Below are 19,721 nucleotides of genomic sequence, written 5' to 3'. Positions count from 1 at the left end.
GCAGGCCATCCTAACCGTCTTAGCTCTTGGTGGAAAAACGATAGCCGGTGCCACGGACGGTTTGCACCAGGTTTTCGTAAACCTCGCCAAGTGCTTTGCGCAGGCGGCGGATATGCACGTCTACGGTGCGCTCCTCAACATACACATTGCCGCCCCAGACCTGATCCAGCAGCTGGCCACGGGTGTAGGCGCGCTCCTGGTGGGTCATAAAGAATTGCAGCAGGCGGTATTCGGTGGGGCCCATTTCGGCTGGTTTGCCGTCGATAGTGACGCGGTGGCTGACCGGGTCGAGCAGCAGGCCGCCGACCTCGATCGGCCCTTCGCTATCGGTCGGGCCGGCGCGGCGCAGCACGGCTTTCAGGCGTGCGACCAGTTCGCGTGGGGAGAACGGCTTGGTGATGTAGTCGTCGGCGCCGACTTCCAGGCCCTGGATCTTGTTGTCCTCTTCGCCCTTGGCAGTGAGCATGATGATCGGGATGTCGCCGGTAAGCTCATCGCGCTTGAGGCGCCGTGCCAGTTCGATGCCGCTGGTGCCGGGGAGCATCCAGTCGAGCAGGATCAGATCAGGTTTGCGGTCGACGATGATGGCGTGCGCCTGCTGGGTATTCTCCGCTTCCAGGCACTCGTAGCCGGCCATTTCCAAGGCCACGGCGATCATTTCACGGATCGGTGCTTCGTCATCGACGATCAGGATGTTCTTGCCAACCATGGGTCAAGCCTCGGGTCATCTCGCTGTAATGGACTGCATTAGATAACGGAATTATTGCAGCGATATGACAGTCGCGCGGCACGCACCTGTTCTACCCGCGTAAGGCGTAGTCGAGCACTAGGCCAATAAAGATCGCCAAGCCGGCCCAATGGTTATGCAGAAAAGCATTGAAACAGGCCATCGGCTTGCGGTTGCGGGTCTTGTGAAACTCCCAGGCAAAACAACCGGCCGCCGCCAGTAAACCGAGATGGAAGTACAGGCCCAGCTCGAAGCGGGCCGCCGCCAGTAGCAGGCACAGCAGCGCCAGGCCCTGCAGTGTGACGATGATCAGGCGGTCCGCATCGCCGAACAGGATGGCGGTGGAGCGCACGCCGATCCTCAGGTCGTCTTCACGGTCAGCCATGGCGTAGTAAGTGTCGTAGGCCACCGTCCACAGCAGGTTGGCGATATACAGCAGCCAGGCCTCGGGCGGCAGATTGCCGGTCTCTGCGGTGAAGGCCATGGGCATGCCCCAGGAAAACGCCGCACCCAGTACCACCTGCGGGTAGAAGGTGTAGCGCTTCATAAAGGGGTAGCAGGCGGCCAGGGCCAGGCCGCCAAACGACAACCAGACGGTGGTGGCGTTGGTAAACAGCACCAGAACGAAGCTCAGCGCCACCAGTACGGCGAACAGAATCAACGCCTCGCGTGGTTGGATCTTGCCACTGGCCAGCGGGCGCGCCTGGGTGCGTTTGACGTGGCCGTCAAAGTTGCGATCAGCGTAGTCATTGATCACGCAGCCAGCGGCGCGCATCAAAAATACGCCGACGACGAAGATAAACAGGTTCTTTGCGCTCGGCACGCCCTCGGCAGCGACCCACAGCGCCCACAGCGTTGGCCACAGCAGCAGGTAGATGCCGATGGGCTTGTCCAGGCGCATCAGCTGGATAAAGTCCCAGGCGCGGGGGTGCAGGCGATTGAGCGAATGCAGCAGGCGGGTATACATCGAGCGCGTCTCCGTGCGAGTTGCGGCTGATTATACGGAGCGCGTAGGGTGGATCACGTTTTATCGATCCACCATTGTGGCTATAAGGTGGATGTAAAAAACGACATCCACCCTACGGGCCGCCTTACGACTCGATGTCAGCAGCGGCCCACCCTACGGCGTGTCGATCTTGGCGGCTTGCCAGAACTCGGGGAGGAATACCTCTGCCACCAGCACCCCCAATGCGCCACGGCTAAAGCACGAACGCCGTGCCCACAAGCGCTCGTTGCAGGCCTCTGCTGGTAGCCATTGCGCCGGGTAGCGGCACACCTGCAATTCACCACGATCAAAAGCGCGGTCGCTGAACAACAACTCACCCAGCGAACGACTGCCCAGTTGATCCATTGCCAGACCGGATCCTTCCAGGGCGCTGCGTGCAGCTACGCTGCGGGCGAATACCCAGGGCTGGCCGTGGCCGCGCAGGTACACCTCACGCACCCAGCCCTGGCTGCCGTTGACCACGCCCAGCGCGCTGCATTCATCGTTGCGCAGGCGCTGCCAACCTTCCTGCAGCGGGGTGACGCTGAAGCCATTGGCGGACAGGGCGGTCAGCCGGCGCGTCAGCGAGTCCTCATTGAATAGCCAGTCACGCACCGCGGTAGTGGGCGCAGGGTGCAGTTGGCTGGCTGTCAGCCAGCGCGGCGGATGGGCGAGGGCGGCGTGGGGCACGAGCAGATTTCACTTGAGCTGAGGCGCGCGAGTCTAGCACGGCACTTGCGCCCGGCAGGTGGCGCAACGCGCGGCGATTGGCCGCTACGCCGGGCAGAACCCGACTTTGGTTGGCCTCGATGGCGCGCTATTCATCGCCCGGCGGCTTGGCGCACTTGCACATATGCGGTAGTTTCCCCGGCGCAATAGCCGTGTGATCCGTCTGAGGTAGTTATGAAGAAGTGGCAATGTGTGGTCTGTGGACTGATTTACGACGAGAGCCAGGGCTGGCCTGATGAAGGCATCGCCGCCGGTACACTCTGGCAGGATGTCCCGGAAGACTGGCTGTGCCCCGACTGTGGCGTGGGCAAGCTTGATTTCGAAATGATCGAAATCGGCTAAGAACCGTCTCCGATCTGCTGCACGTCGGCGCTGCTGCGTTAAAAACAGGCTCGGAATGCTCATTTACAGCCGTAAACTCCGCTTTCTCGCCTGTTTTTGCCTTGCATCGCTCTAGCTCGCGAGATCTGAAACCGCTTCTAAGTCCATGCTGCTCTAGGCGGCGAACCGAGGGTCGCCGTTTTGTTTCGCGAGTGCGCATACTCAACACCCCCGAACGAGCTGGATAAGCGCCGAGGTGGCTATGCGCAAGTGGCAATGTGTGGTGTGCGGTTTTATCTATGACGAAGCCCTCGGCCTGCCCGAGGAAGGCATCGCCCCTGGCACGGCCTGGGAAGATATTCCCGCCGATTGGCTGTGCCCCGATTGCGGCGTAGGCAAGCTGGATTTCGAGATGATCGAAATCGCCTGAACCGCGGCCGCCCCGAAATTTATTACGGCCACAGTAATGCGTGGCCTGTGTGAGGAATGCAGCATGAGTGCACCTGTCGTCATCGTTGGCACCGGCTTGGCCGGCTACAACCTGGCTCGTGAATTTCGCAAGCTGGACAGCGAAACCCCGCTGCTGCTGATCACCGCTGACGACGGCCGCTCCTATTCCAAGCCGATGCTGTCCACCGGTTTTGCCAAGAACAAGGACGCCGATGGCCTGAGCATGGCTGAGCCGGGTGCCATGGCCGAGCAACTCAAGGCGGAAATCCGCACCCATACCCACATCAGCGGCATCGACCCCGGCCACAAGCAACTGTGGATCGGCGAAGAGTCCGTGCCGTACCGCGATCTGGTGCTGGCCTGGGGCGCCGAGGTGATTCGCGTACCGGTGGAAGGCGATGCCGATGATGCGATTTTCTCAATCAATGATCTGGAAGACTACGCGCGCTTTCGCACGGCGGCCGCCGGCAAGCAGCGCGTCCTGCTGCTGGGCGCTGGTCTGATCGGCTGCGAGTTTGCCAATGACCTCAGTCTTGGCGGCTATCAGGTCGAGCTGGTGGCGCCCTGCGAGCAGGTGATGCCAGGCCTGCTGCACCCGGCTGCCGCAGCCGCAGTTCAAGCCGGTCTGGAAGGGCTCGGTGCACGCTTTCATCTCGGGCCGGTGTTAGCCAGCCTGAACCACCAGGGCGATGCACTGCAAGCGCACCTGTCCGACGGCACGCTGATTGAGTGCGATCTGGTGCTTTCAGCCGTGGGGCTGCGCCCGCGCATCGCACTGGCCACCGCTGCAGGTTTGACAGTCAATCGTGGGGTGGTGGTCGACCGTCACCTGCGCACCTCACATGCCAATATCTATGCCTTGGGTGACTGCGCCGAGGTCGACGGGATCAATCTGCTCTATGTGATGCCGCTGATGACCAGCGCCCGTGCGCTGGCGCAAACCCTGGCTGGCACTCCGACCGCAGTGAGTTACGGGCCTATGCCGGTAACGGTAAAAACCCCGGTTTGCCCGTTGGTTGTCTCGCCGCCGCCGCGCGGCCAGCAGGGCGAATGGAGCGTGGAGGGCAGCGGCGCCGACATCAAGGCGCTGTGTCATGACAGCAGCGGCGCGCTGCTCGGTTATGCGTTGACCGGTACGGCCGTGCAGGAAAAATTGGCTCTGAATAAGCTACTGCCTGCACTTTTGGCTTAAATGGCGGTCGTTCTGTCGTATATGCCATAAGCCTGCTTGGTTTAACTGTCGGACAAGACTGGCGCAGGGCCCGATGGCATGCCATTCTCCCTCAGTCTGCCGCAGCCTAGAGCTGTTGCCGCGCCTTGGTATCTGCTCGCGCAGAGCAGCCCGGACACAACAACAAAAAACCGTAAAGAGGCATTTATGCGTAAACCGGAACTCGCCGCCGCCATCGCCGATAAGGCGGATCTGACTAAAGATCAGGCAAACCGTGTACTTAACGCAGTACTTGAAGAAATCACCAACGCACTGAACCGCAAGGACAGCGTCACCCTGGTAGGCTTTGGTACTTTCGTACAACGCCACCGTGGTGCTCGCACCGGCAAAAATCCGCAAACCGGCGAGCCGGTAAAGATCAAGGCCAGCAATACCGTCGCCTTCAAACCGGGCAAGTCCCTGAAAGACGCGGTCAACTGAGTCCTTGAGCCCGGAGCCTTTGGCTCCGGGCTGCACTACCCCGGTCAGCGTGTTCACGCCCTTCTTTCAGCCGGATGTAGTCCCCGCCGCAAACCGCTACAATGCGCCGCCTTTTCTCTATCCTTTGCGAGGCCTCGCGCATGAAATTCCGTTTTCTTCTGTGGATGCTGGGCCGTCTGATGGCCAAGGCCAGCCGTGAAAACCCGGCTTTCCAACAACAACTGGTCGACCGCGACATGGTCTTTCAACTGCACACCCTGGACGGCAAAGTTGCCCGTCACTTCATCGTCAAAGACCAGCGCATCACCAGCAAACGCGGCCCGGTCAGCGAACCTGCATTTGCCCTTGGCTTCAAGGATGCGGCCTATGGTTTTGCCACCATGAGCGCGAAAAACAAGCAGCTGGCGTTTATGCAGGGCATTCAGAACAAGGACATCCAGATTCAGGGCAACCCGGCGTTGGTGATCTGGTTCCAGGGGCTGACCAAATACCTGATGCCGAAAAAGAAAGACGCTGCCAAAAAAGCTGCCTGATTCGCAGCCGTGCGCGCCAGGGCTGGCCTGCGCGCACCGCATTCGCTAGGCTGGGCATAGCCCTAGTGAGAGTTTGCCCATGCGTTTGCTGCTGAGTGCCCTGCTGTTTTCCACCTCCCTTGCCCACGCCGCACCCCCTAAAGCCGAAGCCTTTGCGCCGCTATTCGAACTGGCGGGCATCCGTTTGCTCTGCGAACAGAGCGCACCGCTGGTGCAGCGTGGCCTGGCCGATAAGCAGCAAGCGCAGTTGGCCAAGGTGTTTGCCGCCGATGGCTTGTGCCTGGATTTGGCTAAACGTCTGACCGGCAAACTCGATCAAGCCCAGCTGGAGCAGGCCAAGCGCCTGTTGGACAGCCCACTGGCGCAGGGTTTTACCGCCGCCGAGCGTTCGGTTGGTGAGGGTGGCGCAGAAGGCCTGGCGGCCTATCGCAAACAACTGAACGAGCGCCCGCCGCGTGAGGAGCGCCTGGCTCTGGTGCGACGTCTGGATGCCGCCGCACACACGACCATTCTGGCTACCCTGCTGCGCTATGAAGTCGGCAAGACCCAGGCGCTTCTGGCGTTGCAGGGCCGTGGTGAAAGCATCGACGAAAAGGCCTTGAGTACTCAGACCAAGGCTCAGGAAGATGCGCTGCGTATCTCCAGCGCTGAGGCAGTGGAGTCATTTATGCTTTACGCCTACCGGCAGATGCCCAGCGAAAAGCTGGCCGAATATGCTGCCCTGTATGAGCAGCCAGCCGTGGCGCAATTGCTCGATGGCAGCGCGCAGGTGTTGCCGGAATTGTTCGCCGCACGGCGTGCCCAGCTGAGGAAGTAATCATTCGACTGTAGCGATAAAGGGGCCCTTAGGCCCCTTTATATTTTCTGCAGTATTAGTGCGGCGGGTGGAATTGCGCCGCCAGTTCGCGCAGCGCGACTTCGGCGGCCAGCACCTTGCTCACGGCTTCTTCGGCTTTCTCCCGGCTGATGCCGAGGTTGTCGAACAGGCTTTGTGGAATCTCGCTCTGTGGGCCGGCACCGATGCCGCGATTGCGCAGCAGGCTGACCGACAGGCACACCAGGTTTGGGTAGGTGGCGTGGGGGCCGGTGTATTCCGGGTCGTGCTGGAAGCGCAGGGCGCTGGCCAGTTCTTCGGGCATATCCCAGTAACGCATCAGCCATGCGCCGATCTGCTCGCGACTGATACCGAGCAGATGCTGTTCGATATAGCTGTGCGACAGGTGCGGGTTGACCTCCAAATGGCGGCAGATCAGCGAGAAGTGCGGCGGAAACACATGCGCCAGCACTAGGTAGCCGAAGTTGTGCAGCAGGCCGGCGAGGTAGGTCAGGCCGGCTTCCGGGCGCTGTGCGCGCGGGATGGCGCGGGTCAGCCCTTCGATCACCGCAGCGCTGTAGATTGCCTGTTGCCAGTACGGCGTGGCCTGTTGCGGATGATCTTTGGGCAGGCTCAGGGTTTTCCCCAGGGCCAGGCCGAGGGCCAGGTTGATCACCAGATCGAAGCCCAGCACGCGGACGATGGCATCTTCCACCGAACGGATCTTGCCGGGTGCGGCGTAGTAGGGGGATGCGGCCCAGCTGACCACCTGGGCGGCCAGCGCCGGATCGGTTTCGACCACACCAGTGATGTCATCGACGGTCGCATCGGGGTCGACGCGCAGCTTGATGATCTTCTGCGCGGTTTCCGGCAGTGGCGGAATCTCGATGGTTTCTTCCAGGCGTTGCTGGATACGCCGTGCGGTAAAGGCCTGCACCGCCAGGGTGATTTCCGCGCGGTCGTCGTCCGGGCGATCGAGGTTCAAACGGATATTGCTCAGCGGCTCGCCGAAACGTGCGGCGCTGGCCTTGCTCAGCAGAGTCTTGAAGGCCTCGGTACTCAGCTCCAGCAGCACGCCGCGCTGGCCGGATTCGATATACAGACTGGGCACCTGCAGCAGGCGTTCGTCATACAGGCAGGGCGAGCTGGTCAGTGGCGGCAGGCCGGGCAGCACTTTCAGGCTGTGCTTGCCGAGCATGCGCTCCAGGCGCTCCGGCTTGACCGCAGTCAATTGTCGGCCGGTCAGTTCGGTCAGGCGATTGAGGTCGAGCAGCTGGCTCTGGGGGTAGAGCACCAGCAGCGCGCCCACAGCGTCATCCAGTAATACCGCCTGCAAACGCTGCGCCGCCGGCAGGCCGGGCAGGTCGCGGCAGACTTGGTAGGGCAGGCCGAGCTTTTCCAGTAGTTGCAGAATCACCGCTGGCGGGCGCGGAGCGGTGTCGGGAGCTAGGGCAAGTTCAGTCATGGCGGTATCCGGCAGAGGCAGCAATGTTTCGAGTATAAACAGCGGGTTGGTGAAAGTGCGGCACAGGCGACGGTTGCCATGTGCGCTGCTTCACACTTGCCCGTATTGTTGGCCATGCCGTAACCAGCGTTCAAGTAGCGGGCTGACGTGCTGCGGCCAGTGTTCCAGTAGGGCCTGTGCGGCGTCGCGTACAGCAGGCAGCAGGTCGGCATCACGCATCAGGTCGGCGACCTTGAACTGCAGCAGGCCGGTTTGGCGGGTGCCGAGCATTTCGCCGGGGCCGCGCAGTTCCAGATCCTTTTCGGCGATAACGAAACCATCGCAGGTCTCGCGCATGATTGCCAGGCGTTCGCGGCCCAGCTGCGACAACGGCGGGTGATAGAGCAGCAGGCAATGGCTGGCCGCGCTGCCGCGACCGACCCGGCCGCGCAACTGGTGCAGCTGGGCCAGGCCCAGACGCTCCGGGTTCTCGATGATCATCAGGCTGGCATTGGGCACGTCGACGCCGACTTCGATCACCGTGGTGGCCACCAGCAGTTGCAGCTGGCCCTGTTTGAACTGGTCCATCACCGCGGCCTTTTCTGCCGGTTTCATGCGCCCGTGAATCAGCCCGACATTCAGCCCGCCGAGCGCCGCCGATAAATCCTCGAAGGTGGTTTCCGCAGCCTGGCAGGTCAGCTCTTCGGATTCCTCGATCAGCGTGCAGACCCAGTAGGCCTGCCGCCCTTCATTGCAGGCCAGGCGCACCCGTTCGACCACTTCCAGGCGGCGGCTGTCGGCGATCACCAGGGTATTCACCGGCGTACGACCAGGCGGAAGTTCGTCGAGGATCGAGGTGTCGAGGTCGGCGTAGGCGCTCATCGCCAGGGTTCGCGGGATTGGCGTGGCGGTCATGATCAGCTGGTGCGGACACATGCGCCCGCCGATGCCTTTCTGCCGCAGGGCCAGGCGTTGCTGCACACCGAAGCGGTGCTGCTCATCGATGATTACCAGGGCGAGCTTCGCAAAGCGCACTTCATCCTGAAACAGCGCGTGGGTGCCGACCACCATGGGCGCGCCGGCGGCGATCTGCTCCAAAGCGCTGGCGCGCGCCTTGCCCTTGAGTTTGCCGGCCAGCCAGGCGACTTCCAGGCCCAGCGGCGCGAGCCATTTGCTGAAATTGATAAAGTGCTGCTCGGCAAGAATCTCGGTAGGCGCCATCAGCGCCACCTGATAACCGGCTTCCAGCGCCTGCAGGGCGGCGAAGGCGGCGACCACGGTCTTGCCGGCGCCCACATCGCCTTGCACCAGGCGCAGCATCGGCTCGCTCTGACTGAGGTCGTAGGCGATTTCCGCGCCGACCCGCTGTTGTGCGCCGGTGGGGGTAAAGCCCAGGTTGGCCAAATATTGCTGCGGCAGGCTTTTCGCCAGGGGCAGCGCTGGAGCCTGCTGCGCGCGTACGCTCTCGCGCAGGCGTTGCAGCGACAGTTGATGGGTCAGCAGTTCCTCGAAGGCCAGGCGGTGCTGGGCCCAGTGGCGGCCTTCGGCGAGCTCTTCCAGGTCGGCATCCGGTGGTGGTCGATGTAGGTAGCGAATGGCCTGGTCGAGCGGGCCGAGTTGGTAATCGTCGGCTAGTTCGCGCGGCAGCCAATCTGGCAGGCTGTGCGGACCCAGGCGTGCCAGGGCCTGCTCGCTGAGCTGACGCAAGCGTTGCTGGGTCAGGCCTTCGGTGGTCGGGTAGATCGGCGTCAGGGTTTGTTCCACGGCAATCGGCTCGCTGCCGGATAGCGCGCGGTACTCAGGGTGATAGATTTCCAGGCCCGATGAGCCGGGGCGCACTTCGCCGTAGCAGCGCACCTGAGTGCCACGCTTTAGGCCTTCTTTCTGCGCCTGGCTGAAATGGTAGAAGCGTAAGGATAGGGTGCCGCTGCCGTCCTGTAGGCGCACCAACAGGCTGCGCCGGCGACCCATGACCACATCGGCGCCAGCGACTATGCCTTCAACCACCGCGTCCTGACCGGGGCGCAGCGCGCCAATCGGCACGATGCGGGTGCGATCCTGATAACGCAGCGGCAGGTGGAACAGCACGTCCTGCAGAGTTTCCAGGCCGACCTTGGCGAGCTTTTCGGCCAGGGCTGCACCCACGCCTTTCAGCGCGGTGACAGAAACCGCGGCCAGCTCGGTCATCGTCTGTCTTAGCTGCTCTTGGGCAGTGGTTTGGCCACCGAGCACAGGCGGATCGAGTCGGTCAGCACTTCGATGGCATTCGGTCGCGGAAAGCTGGCGCGCCAGGCGATGGCTACGGTGCGGAATGGTGCGGGCGCGCTAAGCGGGCGAACTTCGATCACCCCGGGGGCGTAGTGGTGGCTGTCGACGGCGGAGAACGGCAGGATCGATACGCCGAGGCCCGAGGCGACCATGTGACGGATGGTTTCCAGCGAGCTGGACTCCACCGTGGTGTGCTTGGCGCTGTCTTCGCCGCCCTTGCGCAGGGTCGGGCAGGCTTCCAGCACCTGATCGCGGAAGCAGTGGCCTTCGCCGAGCAGCAGCAGGCTCTTGTCATTCAGCAGCTTGCTGTCGATGGTTTTCATCGCGGCCCAGGGGTGGCCGGCAGGCAGCAGGGCGTAGAACGGCTCGTCGTACAGCGGTTTGGTCAGCACATCGGCTTCATGGAACGGCAGGGCGATGATGATCGCGTCCAGCTCGCCATTGCGCAGTTTGTCGCGCAGCACGTGGGTGAAATTTTCTTCGATATACAACGGCATCTGCGGCGCGACGCGGTGCAACTGTGGAATCAGGTGAGGGAATAGATAAGGGCCGACGGTGTAGATCGCACCGATTTTCAGCGGTGCGGCCATCTGGTTCTTGCCGGCCTGGGCTAGCTCGCGGATGCCTTGGGCCTGCTCCAGCACCTTCTGCGCCTGGGTGACGATGCCTTCACCGACCGGAGTCAGACGTACTGCGCTCTTGCTGCGTTCGAAGATCAGCACACCCAGCTCATCTTCGAGTTTCTTCACCCCCACCGACAGGGTCGGCTGGCTGACATGACAACGCTCGGCGGCGCGGCCGAAGTGCTGTTCCTGAGCGAGGGTGACTATGTAGCGCAGTTCGGTGAGGGTCATAGTCTTTATCCATTGAGATGCAGCCAAGCATAGCGGCTGTATTCAATGGAACCAACTGTTGATACCGCTCTGCAGCGCTGGCTCAAGCCGCAAAACGGTTTTGGCGATTGGTTACGCGTTTATGTCGCTTTGTGAACATAAAATAATTGGTTACTAATTCGTAGCGCGCATAGAATTGCGACCATACTTGGCGGGCATCCTGTTTGGACTTGCGCGCAATAAAAATTATAGAAGCCGTTCCTTTATCAAGGAGTACCGGCATGCCTGATGCGGTAACGACCATATCCCATAACTGGGCTTTTGCTGTTTTTTTGCTTGGGGTCTGCGGCCTCATTGCGTTCATGCTTGGCCTGTCCAGCCTGCTGGGTAGCAAAGCCTGGGGGCGCAGTAAGAACGAGCCCTTCGAATCCGGCATGTTGCCCGTCGGCAGCGCGCGCCTGCGCCTGTCAGCCAAATTCTATCTGGTCGCGATGCTCTTCGTGATCTTCGACGTTGAAGCCCTCTTTCTCTTCGCTTGGGCAGTTTCGGTACGCGAAAGCGGCTGGGCTGGGCTGATCGAAGCTACAGTCTTTATAGCAATTCTGTTGGCAGGTCTTGTCTACCTTTGGCGGATCGGGGCGCTCGATTGGGCACCTCAGGGCCGTCGCGAGCGGCAGGCGAAGCTAAAACAATGAGGCTTTGGCGATGCACTACAAACTTACTCGGATCGATCCGGATGCGCCCAATGAGCGCTATCCGGTCGGCGAGCGGGAGACTGTTTCCGACCCGCTGCTAGATGATCAAGTCCACAAAAACATCTACATGGGCAAGCTTGCCGATGTACTGAATGGTGCAGTGAACTGGGGGCGCAAGAACTCCCTGTGGCCGTATAACTTCGGCCTGTCCTGCTGCTATGTGGAAATGACCACCGCCTTTACCGCGCCGCATGACGTTGCGCGGTTTGGTGCGGAAGTGATTCGAGCCTCCCCACGCCAGGCGGACTTCATGGTCATCGCCGGCACCTGCTTTATCAAGATGGCTCCGGTCATCCAGCGCCTGTACGAGCAGATGCTGGAACCCAAGTGGGTGATCTCGATGGGCTCCTGCGCCAACTCTGGCGGCATGTACGACATCTACTCCGTGGTCCAGGGAGTCGACAAGTTCCTGCCGGTCGACGTCTATATTCCTGGTTGCCCGCCGCGTCCGGAGGCCTTTCTGCAGGGCTTGATGCTGCTGCAGGAATCCATCGGTCAGGAGCGCCGGCCGTTGTCCTGGGTGGTCGGTGATCAGGGTGTTTACCGTGCCGACATGCCTTCGCAGAAAGAACAGCGTCGCGAGCAGCGGATCGCCGTGACCAATCTGCGTAGCCCCGACGAAGTGTGAGCCTGGGCTCGATTGAGCCCGCCTACTGACGCCGTTGACCGATAGCGACCGAGACCATGACTGCAGACAGCATTCTGTCCATACCGCCGTACAAGGCTGACGACCAAGATGTGGTCGTCGAATTGAATTCCCGTTTTGGCGCTGACGCCTTTACCGCACAAAGCACCCGTACTGGCATGCCGGTGCTGTGGGTGGCCCGCGAGCGCCTGGTCGAGATCCTGACCTTCCTGCGCAACCTGCCGCGTCCCTACGTCATGCTGTATGACCTGCATGGTGTCGATGAGCGTCTGCGCACCCAACGTCGTGGTCTGCCGGGTGCGGATTTCACCGTGTTCTATCACCTGATGTCGCTGGAGCGGAACAGCGACGTGATGATCAAGGTCGCCCTGTCCGAGCGCGATCTGAATGTGCCCAGCGTCACCAGCATCTGGCCCAACGCCAATTGGTACGAGCGCGAAGTTTGGGACCTCTACGGCATTCACTTCAGCGGCCATCCACACCTGACGCGGATCATGATGCCGCCGACCTGGGAAGGTCACCCGCTGCGCAAGGATTACCCGGCGCGCGCCACCGAGTTCGATCCGTTTAGCCTGACTCTGGCCAAGCAGCAGCTGGAAGAAGAGGCCGCGCGCTTCAAACCGGAAGACTGGGGCATGAAACGCGGCAGCGAGCACGAGGACTATATGTTCCTCAACCTCGGCCCTAATCACCCCTCGGCCCACGGTGCGTTCCGCATCATCCTGCAGCTCGACGGTGAAGAGATCGTCGATTGCGTACCGGAAGTCGGCTACCACCACCGTGGTGCCGAGAAGATGGCCGAGCGGCAGAGCTGGCACAGCTTTATTCCCTACACCGACCGCATCGATTACCTCGGTGGGGTGATGAACAACCTGCCGTACGTGCTGGCCGTAGAAAAACTCGCAGGCATCACCGTGCCGCAGCGGGTCGACGTGATCCGCATCATGCTGGCCGAGTTCTTCCGCATCACCAGTCACCTGCTGTTCCTCGGCACCTATATTCAGGACGTCGGCGCGATGACCCCGGTGTTCTTCACCTTTACTGACCGCCAGCGCGCCTACAAGGTGATCGAGGCCATTACCGGCTTCCGCCTGCACCCGGCCTGGTACCGCATCGGCGGTGTGGCCCACGACCTGCCGCGTGGCTGGGATCGTCTGGTCAAGGAGTTCGTTGACTGGCTGCCCAAGCGCCTCGACGAGTACGAGAAGGCTGCGCTGCAGAACAGCATCCTCAAGGCGCGAACCATCGGTGTGGCGCAGTACAACACCAAGGAAGCGCTGGAGTGGGGCACCACTGGCGCTGGCTTGCGTGCGACCGGCTGCGACTTCGATCTGCGCAAGGCGCGGCCGTATTCCGGCTACGAGAACTTCGAGTTCGAAGTGCCGTTGGCCGCCAATGGCGATGCCTACGACCGCTGCATGGTGCGCGTGGAAGAGATGCGTCAGAGCATCAAGATCATCGACCAGTGCCTGCGCAATATGCCGGAAGGTCCGTACAAGGCCGATCACCCGCTGACCACGCCGCCGCCGAAAGAGCGCACGCTGCAGCACATCGAAACCCTGATCACTCACTTTCTGCAGGTTTCCTGGGGCCCGGTGATGCCGGCCAACGAAAGCTTTCAGATGATCGAAGCGACCAAGGGCATCAACAGCTACTACCTGACCAGCGACGGCAGCACCATGAGCTACCGCACGCGTATTCGCACGCCGAGCTTCCCGCACCTGCAGCAGATCCCGTCGGTGATTCGCGGCAGCATGGTCGCCGACCTGATCGCGTACCTGGGCAGTATCGACTTCGTTATGGCTGACGTGGACCGCTGATATGAGCCAGACAACCCTGATTCAAACCGACCGCTTTGCTCTGAGCGAAGCCGAACAGGCGGCCATCGAGCACGAGATGCATCACTACGAAGACCCGCGTGCGGCGTCGATCGAAGCGCTGAAAATCGTGCAGAAAGCCCGTGGCTGGGTGCCGGATGGCGCCGCCGATGCGATTGGCGAAATCCTCGGTATTCCCGCCAGCGATGTCGAAGGTGTGGCCACCTTCTATAGTCAGATTTTCCGTCAGCCGGTGGGCCGCCACATCATCCGCGTATGCGACAGCATGACTTGCTATGTCGGTGGCCATGAGTCGGTCGTCGCCGAAATGCAGAAACAGCTCGGCATCGTTCCAGGGCAAACCACCACCGACGGCCGTTTCACTCTGCTGCCGGTGTGCTGCCTGGGCAACTGCGACAAGGCTCCGGCGCTGATGATCGACGACGACACCTTTGGCGACGTGCAACCTGACGGCGTGGCTCAACTGCTGGAGGCCTATCAATGAGTGTTATGAAAACCCTGACCTCCATCGGCCCGGCTAACCGCATTGCTCGCAGCGAGGAGACTCACCCGCTGACCTGGCGCCTGCGTGACGACGCCCAGCCGGTGTGGCTGGAGGAATATCAGCAGAAAAACGGTTACGCCGCCGCGCGCAAGGCCCTGGCCGAAATGGCCCAGGCGGACATCGTGCAGACCGTTAAAGACTCCGGCCTTAAAGGTCGTGGCGGTGCAGGCTTCCCCACTGGGGTGAAGTGGGGGCTGATGCCTGCCGATGAGTCCATGAACATCCGCTACCTGCTGTGCAATGCGGATGAGATGGAGCCGAATACCTGGAAGGACCGCATGCTGATGGAGCAGCTGCCGCACCTGTTGGTGGAAGGCATGCTGATTTCCGCGCGGGCGCTCAAGGCTTATCGTGGTTATATCTTCCTGCGCGGCGAGTACGTCGACGCAGCAGCCAACCTCAATCGCGCCATCGAGGAAGCCAAGGCCGCCGGCCTGCTCGGCAAGAATATTCTCGGCAGCGGTTTCGATTTCGAACTGTTCGTTCACACCGGTGCCGGGCGCTATATCTGCGGTGAAGAAACCGCGCTGATCAACTCCCTCGAAGGACGCCGCGCCAACCCGCGCGCCAAACCGCCGTTCCCGGCCGCCGTTGGCGTGTGGGGCAAACCGACCTGCGTAAACAACGTCGAGACTCTGTGCAACGTGCCGGCTATCGTTGGCAACGGCGTGGATTGGTACAAGAGCCTGGCCCGCCCCGAGAGTGAAGACCACGGCACCAAGCTGATGGGCTTCTCCGGCAAGGTGAAGAACCCCGGCTTGTGGGAGCTGCCCTTCGGCGTCAGCGCCCGCGAGCTGTTCGAGGACTACGCCGGCGGCATGCGCGATGGCTACACCCTCAAGTGCTGGCAGCCTGGCGGTGCAGGCACCGGCTTCCTACTCCCCGAGCACCTCGATGCGCTGATGTATGCCGGCGGTATCGGCAAGGTCGGCACGCGCATGGGTACTGGCCTGGCGCTGGCGGTGGACGACAGCATCAGCATGGTTTCGCTGTTGCGCAATATGGAAGAGTTCTTCGCTCGCGAGTCCTGCGGCTGGTGTACCCCGTGCCGCGACGGCCTGCCGTGGAGCGTGAAAATCCTCCGCGCATTAGAACGCAAGCAAGGCACGCAGCAGGACATCGACACGCTGCTTGGTCTGGTCAATTTCCTTGGCCCCGGCAAAACCTTCTGCGCCCATGCACCGGGTGCGGTTGAGCCGTTGGGCAGTGCGATCAAGTATTTCCGTTCGGAGTTCGAGGCTGGCGTGGCCAGCTCGGCCGCTCCGGCGACGACGGGGCAATTCGTCCCCGCGCTAAAAATGGCAGGGAGCCATTTTTAACGTCGCGTAGCGACGGCCCGAAGGGTGGCCGCCATGGATGGCAGGCCATAAAAAATTGGCGCTCTGGCGGCCACTGACCTGGCCCCGCAGCACAACGTGATTCCATTAGCCAAGCCCGCTTCGGTGGGCAAAGAAGAAACCTGAACCATGGCCACTATCCACGTAGACGGCAAAGATTTCGAAGTCGATGGGGCGGACAACCTGCTACAGGCCTGCCTGTCCCTCGGTCTCGATATCCCTTACTTCTGCTGGCACCCGGCGCTCGGTAGCGTCGGCGCCTGCCGCCAGTGCGCGGTCAAGCAGTACACCGATGAAAACGATACGCGCGGGCGCATCGTCATGTCGTGCATGACGCCGGCCACCGACAACAGCTGGATCAGCATCGACGATGAAGAATCCAAGGCGTTCCGCGCCAGCGTCGTCGAGTGGCTGATGACCAACCACCCGCACGACTGCCCGGTGTGCGAGGAGGGCGGCCATTGCCACCTGCAGGACATGACGGTGATGACTGGCCACAACCAGCGCCGTTATCGCTTTACCAAGCGCACCCACCAGAACCAGCAGCTCGGGCCGTTTATTTCCCACGAGATGAACCGCTGCATCGCCTGCTATCGCTGCGTGCGTTACTACAAGGATTACGCCGGCGGCACTGACCTCGGTGTGTACGGCGCGCATGACAACGTGTACTTCGGCCGGGTCGAAGACGGCGTGCTGGAAAGCGAGTTTTCCGGCAACCTAGTCGAGGTTTGCCCGACCGGTGTGTTCACCGACAAGACCCACTCCGAGCGCTACAACCGCAAGTGGGACATGCAGTTTGCCCCGAGCATCTGCCATGGCTGCGCCAGCGGCTGTAACACCAGCCCCGGCGAGCGTTATGGCGAACTGCGGCGCATCGAGAACCGCTTCAACGGCGATGTGAACCAGTACTTCCTCTGTGACCGTGGCCGTTTCGGTTACGGCTACGTCAACCGCACGGATCGTCCGCGCCAGCCGCTGCTGGTGAATAAAGACGGTGGCGCAAAGCTCGGCATCGACGCTGCGCTGGACAAGGCCGCCGAGCTGCTCAAGGGCAAACGCGTAATCGGCATCGGTTCGCCGCGCGCCAGCCTGGAAAGCAACTTCGCCCTGCGCGAGCTGGTCGGCGAAGCCAACTACTACTCCGGTATCGCCGCGGGCGAGCTGGACAATATCCGTCTGATCCGCGACATCCTGCAGAACGGCCCGCTGCCTGTGCCGACCCTGCGTGAAGTGGAACTGCACGACGCGGTGTTTATCCTCGGCGAAGACCTGACCCAGACCGCCGCGCGCCTGGCCCTGGCCCTGCGTCAGACGGTCAAGGGCAAGGCCACTGAAATCGCTGCATCAATGAAGATTCAGGACTGGCACATGGCCGCCGTGCAGAACGTCGCTCAGGACGCGCTGCACCCGCTGTTTATCGCCAGCGTCACCGCTACGCGCCTGGATGACATCGCCGAAGCCTGCGTGCATGCCGCGCCGGCCGACCTGGCGCGTATCGGTTTCGCCGTGGCCCACGCCATCGACCCGAGCGCACCAGCGGTTAACGGCCTGGATGCGGATGTCGGCGAGCTGGTGGAATTGATTGCCGAGGCGCTGCTTGAAGCCAAGCGTCCGCTGATCGTCTCCGGTGCATCTCTCGGTGAGAAGAGCCTGATCGAGGCTGCGGCGAATATCGCCAGCGCGCTGAAAAATCGCGAGAAGAATGCCTCCATCAGCCTGGTGGTGCCGGAAGCCAACAGCATGGGCTTGGCCCTGCTGGGTGGCGAGTCTGTCGATGCGGCGCTGCAGGCGCTGACGTCCGGCCAGGCCGATGCTGTGATCGTGCTGGAAAACGACCTGTACCGCCGCGCCGATGCAGCCAAGGTCGATGCCGCATTGGCGGCGGCCCAGCTGGTGATCGTCGCCGACCATCAGCACACCGCCACCAGCGAAAAAGCCCACCTGCTGCTGCCGGTGGCCAGCTTCGCCGAAGGCGATGGCACCCTGGTCAGCTTCGAAGGCCGCGCCCAGCGCTTCTTCCAGGTGTTCGAGCCGAGCTACTACGACGCCAATATCCTGATTCGCGAAGGCTGGCGCTGGCTGCATGCCTTGCACAGCACGCTGCAGGGCAAGCCGCTCGACTGGACCCAACTGGATGCGGTGACCGCTGCCGTTGCTGCCAGTAACAGCCTGCTGGCGCGCATCGGCGAAGCCGCGCCCAACGCCACCTTCCGCATCAAGGGCCTCAAGCTGGCCCGTGAGCCGCACCGTTACAGCGGTCGCACCGCCATGCGCGCCAATATCAGCGTGCACGAGCCGCGTCAGCCGCAGGACCAGGATTCGGCGTTTGCCTTCTCCATGGAAGGCTATTCCGGCAGCAAGGAAGACCGTCAGCAGATTCCCTTCGCCTGGTCGCCTGGCTGGAACTCGCCGCAAGCCTGGAACAAGTTTCAGGACGAAGTCGGCGGCCATCTGCGCGCCGGCGATCCGGGCGTACGCCTGATCGAAGCCAAGGGTAGTGTGCTGCCCTGGTTTAGCGTACCGGCCGCCTTTAACCCGGCGCCGGGCACCTTGCAGGCCGTGGCGCTGCATCACCTGTTCGGCAGTGAGGAAACCTCGGCCGGCGCCGCGCCGCTGCAAGAACGCATCCCCGCGCCTTACGCGCTGCTGGCCAAGGCCGAAGCGGATCGCCTGGGCGTGAATGACGGCGCATTGCTGAGCCTGACAGTCGCCGGACAGACCCTGCGTCTGCCGCTGCAGATCACCGAAGAGCTGGCCATCGGCGTGGTCGGTCTGCCAGTCGGTTTGCCGGGCATGCCGGCGCTGATCGCAGGTCGCGTGGTCACCCGCATTGAGGAGGCCGCGCAATGAGTTGGCTGACCCCCGAAGTGCTGGACGTGTTGATCGCCGTACTCAAGGCCATCGTGATTCTGCTGGTGGTGGTGGTTTGCGGCGCGTTGCTGAGCTTTGTCGAACGGCGCCTGCTGGGCTGGTGGCAGGACCGCTACGGGCCCAACCGGGTTGGACCGTTCGGCATGTTTCAGATTGCCGCGGACATGATCAAGATGTTCTTCAAGGAGGACTGGACGCCGCCGTTCGCCGACAAGTTCATCTTTATCCTGGCGCCGATGATCGCCTTCGCCGCCATGTTGATGGCCTTTGCGATTATCCCGGTTACCCCGAACTGGGGCGTCGCGGACCTGAACATCGGCATCCTGTTCTTCTTCGCCATGGCCGGCCTGTCGGTGTATGCCGTGCTGTTTGCTGGCTGGGCGAGTAACAACAAGTTTGCCCTGCTCGGCGCGCTGCGCGCCTCGGCGCAGACGGTGTCCTACGAGGTGTTCCTGGCGCTGGCGCTGATGGGCATCGTCGCTCAGGTTGGCTCGTTCAACATGCGCGATATCGTCGATTACCAGGCGGAAAACCTCTGGTTCATCATTCCGCAGTTCTTCGGCTTCTGTACCTTCTTTATCGCCGGCGTGGCGGTGACACACCGTCACCCCTTCGACCAGCCGGAAGCTGAGCAGGAGCTGGCCGACGGTTACCACATCGAATATGCCGGGATGAAATGGGGCATGTTCTTCGTCGGCGAATACATCGGCATCATCACCATCTCGGCGCTGCTGGTAACGCTGTTCTTTGGTGGTTGGCACGGGCCGTTTGGCATCCTGCCGCAGATTCCGTTTTTTTGGTTCGCCCTGAAAACCTGCTTCTTCATCATGATCTTCATCCTGCTGCGCGCCTCGATTCCGCGCCCACGGTATGACCAGGTCATGGCCTTCAGCTGGAAGTTCTGCCTGCCGCTGACCCTGATCAACCTGCTGGTGACCGGCGCATTCGTGCTGGCCGCGGCCCAGTAAGGAGAAC

At 62.0% G+C, this 19,721-nt stretch carries 19 protein-coding genes; 13 read left to right on the top strand and 6 right to left on the bottom strand.

Annotation, left to right across the window (positions count from 1 at the left end):
* Positions 1–19: 19 nt before the first annotated feature.
* The 3 genes from phoB to AACY25_RS08370 all read right to left on the bottom strand — a co-directional run bounded on the left by phoB (position 20) and on the right by AACY25_RS08370 (position 2,402).
* Positions 20–709, bottom strand: a complete 690-nt coding sequence (gene phoB / locus AACY25_RS08380) for a phosphate regulon transcriptional regulator PhoB (RefSeq protein WP_090379663.1) — start codon at positions 707–709, stop codon at positions 20–22.
* 91 nt (positions 710–800) lie between these two features.
* Positions 801–1,694: a 4-hydroxybenzoate octaprenyltransferase gene (ubiA, locus tag AACY25_RS08375; protein ID WP_339409118.1), complete on the bottom strand. Its 894-nt coding sequence runs from the start codon at positions 1,692–1,694 to the stop codon at positions 801–803.
* A gap of 153 nt (positions 1,695–1,847) precedes the next feature.
* Positions 1,848–2,402, bottom strand: a complete 555-nt coding sequence (locus AACY25_RS08370) for a chorismate--pyruvate lyase family protein (RefSeq protein ID WP_339409117.1) — start codon at positions 2,400–2,402, stop codon at positions 1,848–1,850.
* Between the two features lie 213 nt (positions 2,403–2,615).
* On the opposite strand from AACY25_RS08370, the gene AACY25_RS08365 reads away from it, so the two are divergent.
* From AACY25_RS08365 to AACY25_RS08340, 6 genes are all read left to right on the top strand, one after another.
* Positions 2,616–2,783: a rubredoxin gene (locus AACY25_RS08365; protein ID WP_090240746.1), complete on the top strand. Its 168-nt coding sequence runs from the start codon at positions 2,616–2,618 to the stop codon at positions 2,781–2,783.
* A 241-nt stretch (positions 2,784–3,024) separates the two neighbouring features.
* Positions 3,025–3,192: a rubredoxin gene (locus tag AACY25_RS08360; RefSeq protein WP_090379673.1), complete on the top strand. Its 168-nt coding sequence runs from the start codon at positions 3,025–3,027 to the stop codon at positions 3,190–3,192.
* Between the two features lie 63 nt (positions 3,193–3,255).
* Positions 3,256–4,404, top strand: a complete 1,149-nt coding sequence (locus tag AACY25_RS08355) for an NAD(P)/FAD-dependent oxidoreductase (protein ID WP_339409116.1) — start codon at positions 3,256–3,258, stop codon at positions 4,402–4,404.
* A gap of 186 nt (positions 4,405–4,590) precedes the next feature.
* Positions 4,591–4,863, top strand: a complete 273-nt coding sequence (locus AACY25_RS08350) for an HU family DNA-binding protein (RefSeq protein ID WP_090250753.1) — start codon at positions 4,591–4,593, stop codon at positions 4,861–4,863.
* A gap of 140 nt (positions 4,864–5,003) precedes the next feature.
* Positions 5,004–5,396 (top strand): helicase, encoded by a 393-nt coding sequence (locus AACY25_RS08345; RefSeq protein ID WP_274087006.1) that lies wholly within the window; start codon positions 5,004–5,006, stop codon positions 5,394–5,396.
* Between the two features lie 79 nt (positions 5,397–5,475).
* Positions 5,476–6,213 (top strand): hypothetical protein, encoded by a 738-nt coding sequence (locus AACY25_RS08340; RefSeq protein ID WP_339409115.1) that lies wholly within the window; start codon positions 5,476–5,478, stop codon positions 6,211–6,213.
* A gap of 55 nt (positions 6,214–6,268) precedes the next feature.
* Here AACY25_RS08340 and AACY25_RS08335 read toward each other — a convergent pair whose 3' ends face one another.
* The 3 genes from AACY25_RS08335 to AACY25_RS08325 form a co-directional block, all read right to left on the bottom strand.
* A complete protein-coding gene (locus AACY25_RS08335) occupies positions 6,269–7,675 on the bottom strand; it encodes an aminoacyl-tRNA deacylase and HDOD domain-containing protein (protein ID WP_339523695.1) in 1,407 nt (468 codons plus the stop codon).
* A gap of 90 nt (positions 7,676–7,765) precedes the next feature.
* Positions 7,766–9,841 carry an ATP-dependent DNA helicase RecG gene (gene recG / locus AACY25_RS08330; RefSeq protein WP_339523694.1) on the bottom strand — a complete coding sequence of 692 codons (2,076 nt, stop codon included), beginning with the start codon at positions 9,839–9,841 and terminating at the stop codon, positions 7,766–7,768.
* 8 nt (positions 9,842–9,849) lie between these two features.
* Positions 9,850–10,776, bottom strand: coding sequence for a hydrogen peroxide-inducible genes activator (locus AACY25_RS08325; RefSeq protein ID WP_339409112.1), 927 nt, complete (start codon positions 10,774–10,776; stop codon positions 9,850–9,852).
* A 260-nt stretch (positions 10,777–11,036) separates the two neighbouring features.
* Between AACY25_RS08325 and AACY25_RS08320 the strand changes: the two genes are divergently transcribed.
* The 7 genes from AACY25_RS08320 to nuoH all read left to right on the top strand — a co-directional run bounded on the left by AACY25_RS08320 (position 11,037) and on the right by nuoH (position 19,714).
* Positions 11,037–11,450, top strand: a complete 414-nt coding sequence (locus AACY25_RS08320; protein WP_339409111.1) for an NADH-quinone oxidoreductase subunit A — start codon at positions 11,037–11,039, stop codon at positions 11,448–11,450.
* A 10-nt stretch (positions 11,451–11,460) separates the two neighbouring features.
* Positions 11,461–12,138 carry a NuoB/complex I 20 kDa subunit family protein gene (locus tag AACY25_RS08315; protein WP_108489146.1) on the top strand — a complete coding sequence of 226 codons (678 nt, stop codon included), beginning with the start codon at positions 11,461–11,463 and terminating at the stop codon, positions 12,136–12,138.
* 56 nt (positions 12,139–12,194) lie between these two features.
* Positions 12,195–13,976: an NADH-quinone oxidoreductase subunit C/D gene (gene nuoC / locus AACY25_RS08310; RefSeq protein ID WP_339523691.1), complete on the top strand. Its 1,782-nt coding sequence runs from the start codon at positions 12,195–12,197 to the stop codon at positions 13,974–13,976.
* Position 13,977: 1 nt separating this feature from the next.
* Positions 13,978–14,478: an NADH-quinone oxidoreductase subunit NuoE gene (nuoE, locus tag AACY25_RS08305; RefSeq protein ID WP_339523690.1), complete on the top strand. Its 501-nt coding sequence runs from the start codon at positions 13,978–13,980 to the stop codon at positions 14,476–14,478.
* A 5-nt stretch (positions 14,479–14,483) separates the two neighbouring features.
* Positions 14,484–15,857: an NADH-quinone oxidoreductase subunit NuoF gene (gene nuoF / locus AACY25_RS08300; RefSeq protein WP_339523877.1), complete on the top strand. Its 1,374-nt coding sequence runs from the start codon at positions 14,484–14,486 to the stop codon at positions 15,855–15,857.
* Positions 15,858–16,004: 147 nt separating this feature from the next.
* A complete protein-coding gene (nuoG, locus tag AACY25_RS08295; RefSeq protein ID WP_339523688.1) occupies positions 16,005–18,725 on the top strand; it encodes an NADH-quinone oxidoreductase subunit NuoG in 2,721 nt (906 codons plus the stop codon).
* Positions 18,722–19,714 (top strand): NADH-quinone oxidoreductase subunit NuoH, encoded by a 993-nt coding sequence (gene nuoH / locus AACY25_RS08290; protein ID WP_160086028.1) that lies wholly within the window; start codon positions 18,722–18,724, stop codon positions 19,712–19,714. Before nuoG ends, nuoH begins: the two co-directional genes overlap by 4 nt.
* The last annotated feature ends 7 nt before the right edge of the window (positions 19,715–19,721 follow it).

Source organism: Pseudomonas sp. EA_35y_Pfl2_R111 (genome assembly GCF_963970955.1).
Classification (GTDB): domain Bacteria; phylum Pseudomonadota; class Gammaproteobacteria; order Pseudomonadales; family Pseudomonadaceae; genus Aquipseudomonas.
This window is presented reverse-complemented; position numbering and strand designations above follow the sequence as displayed.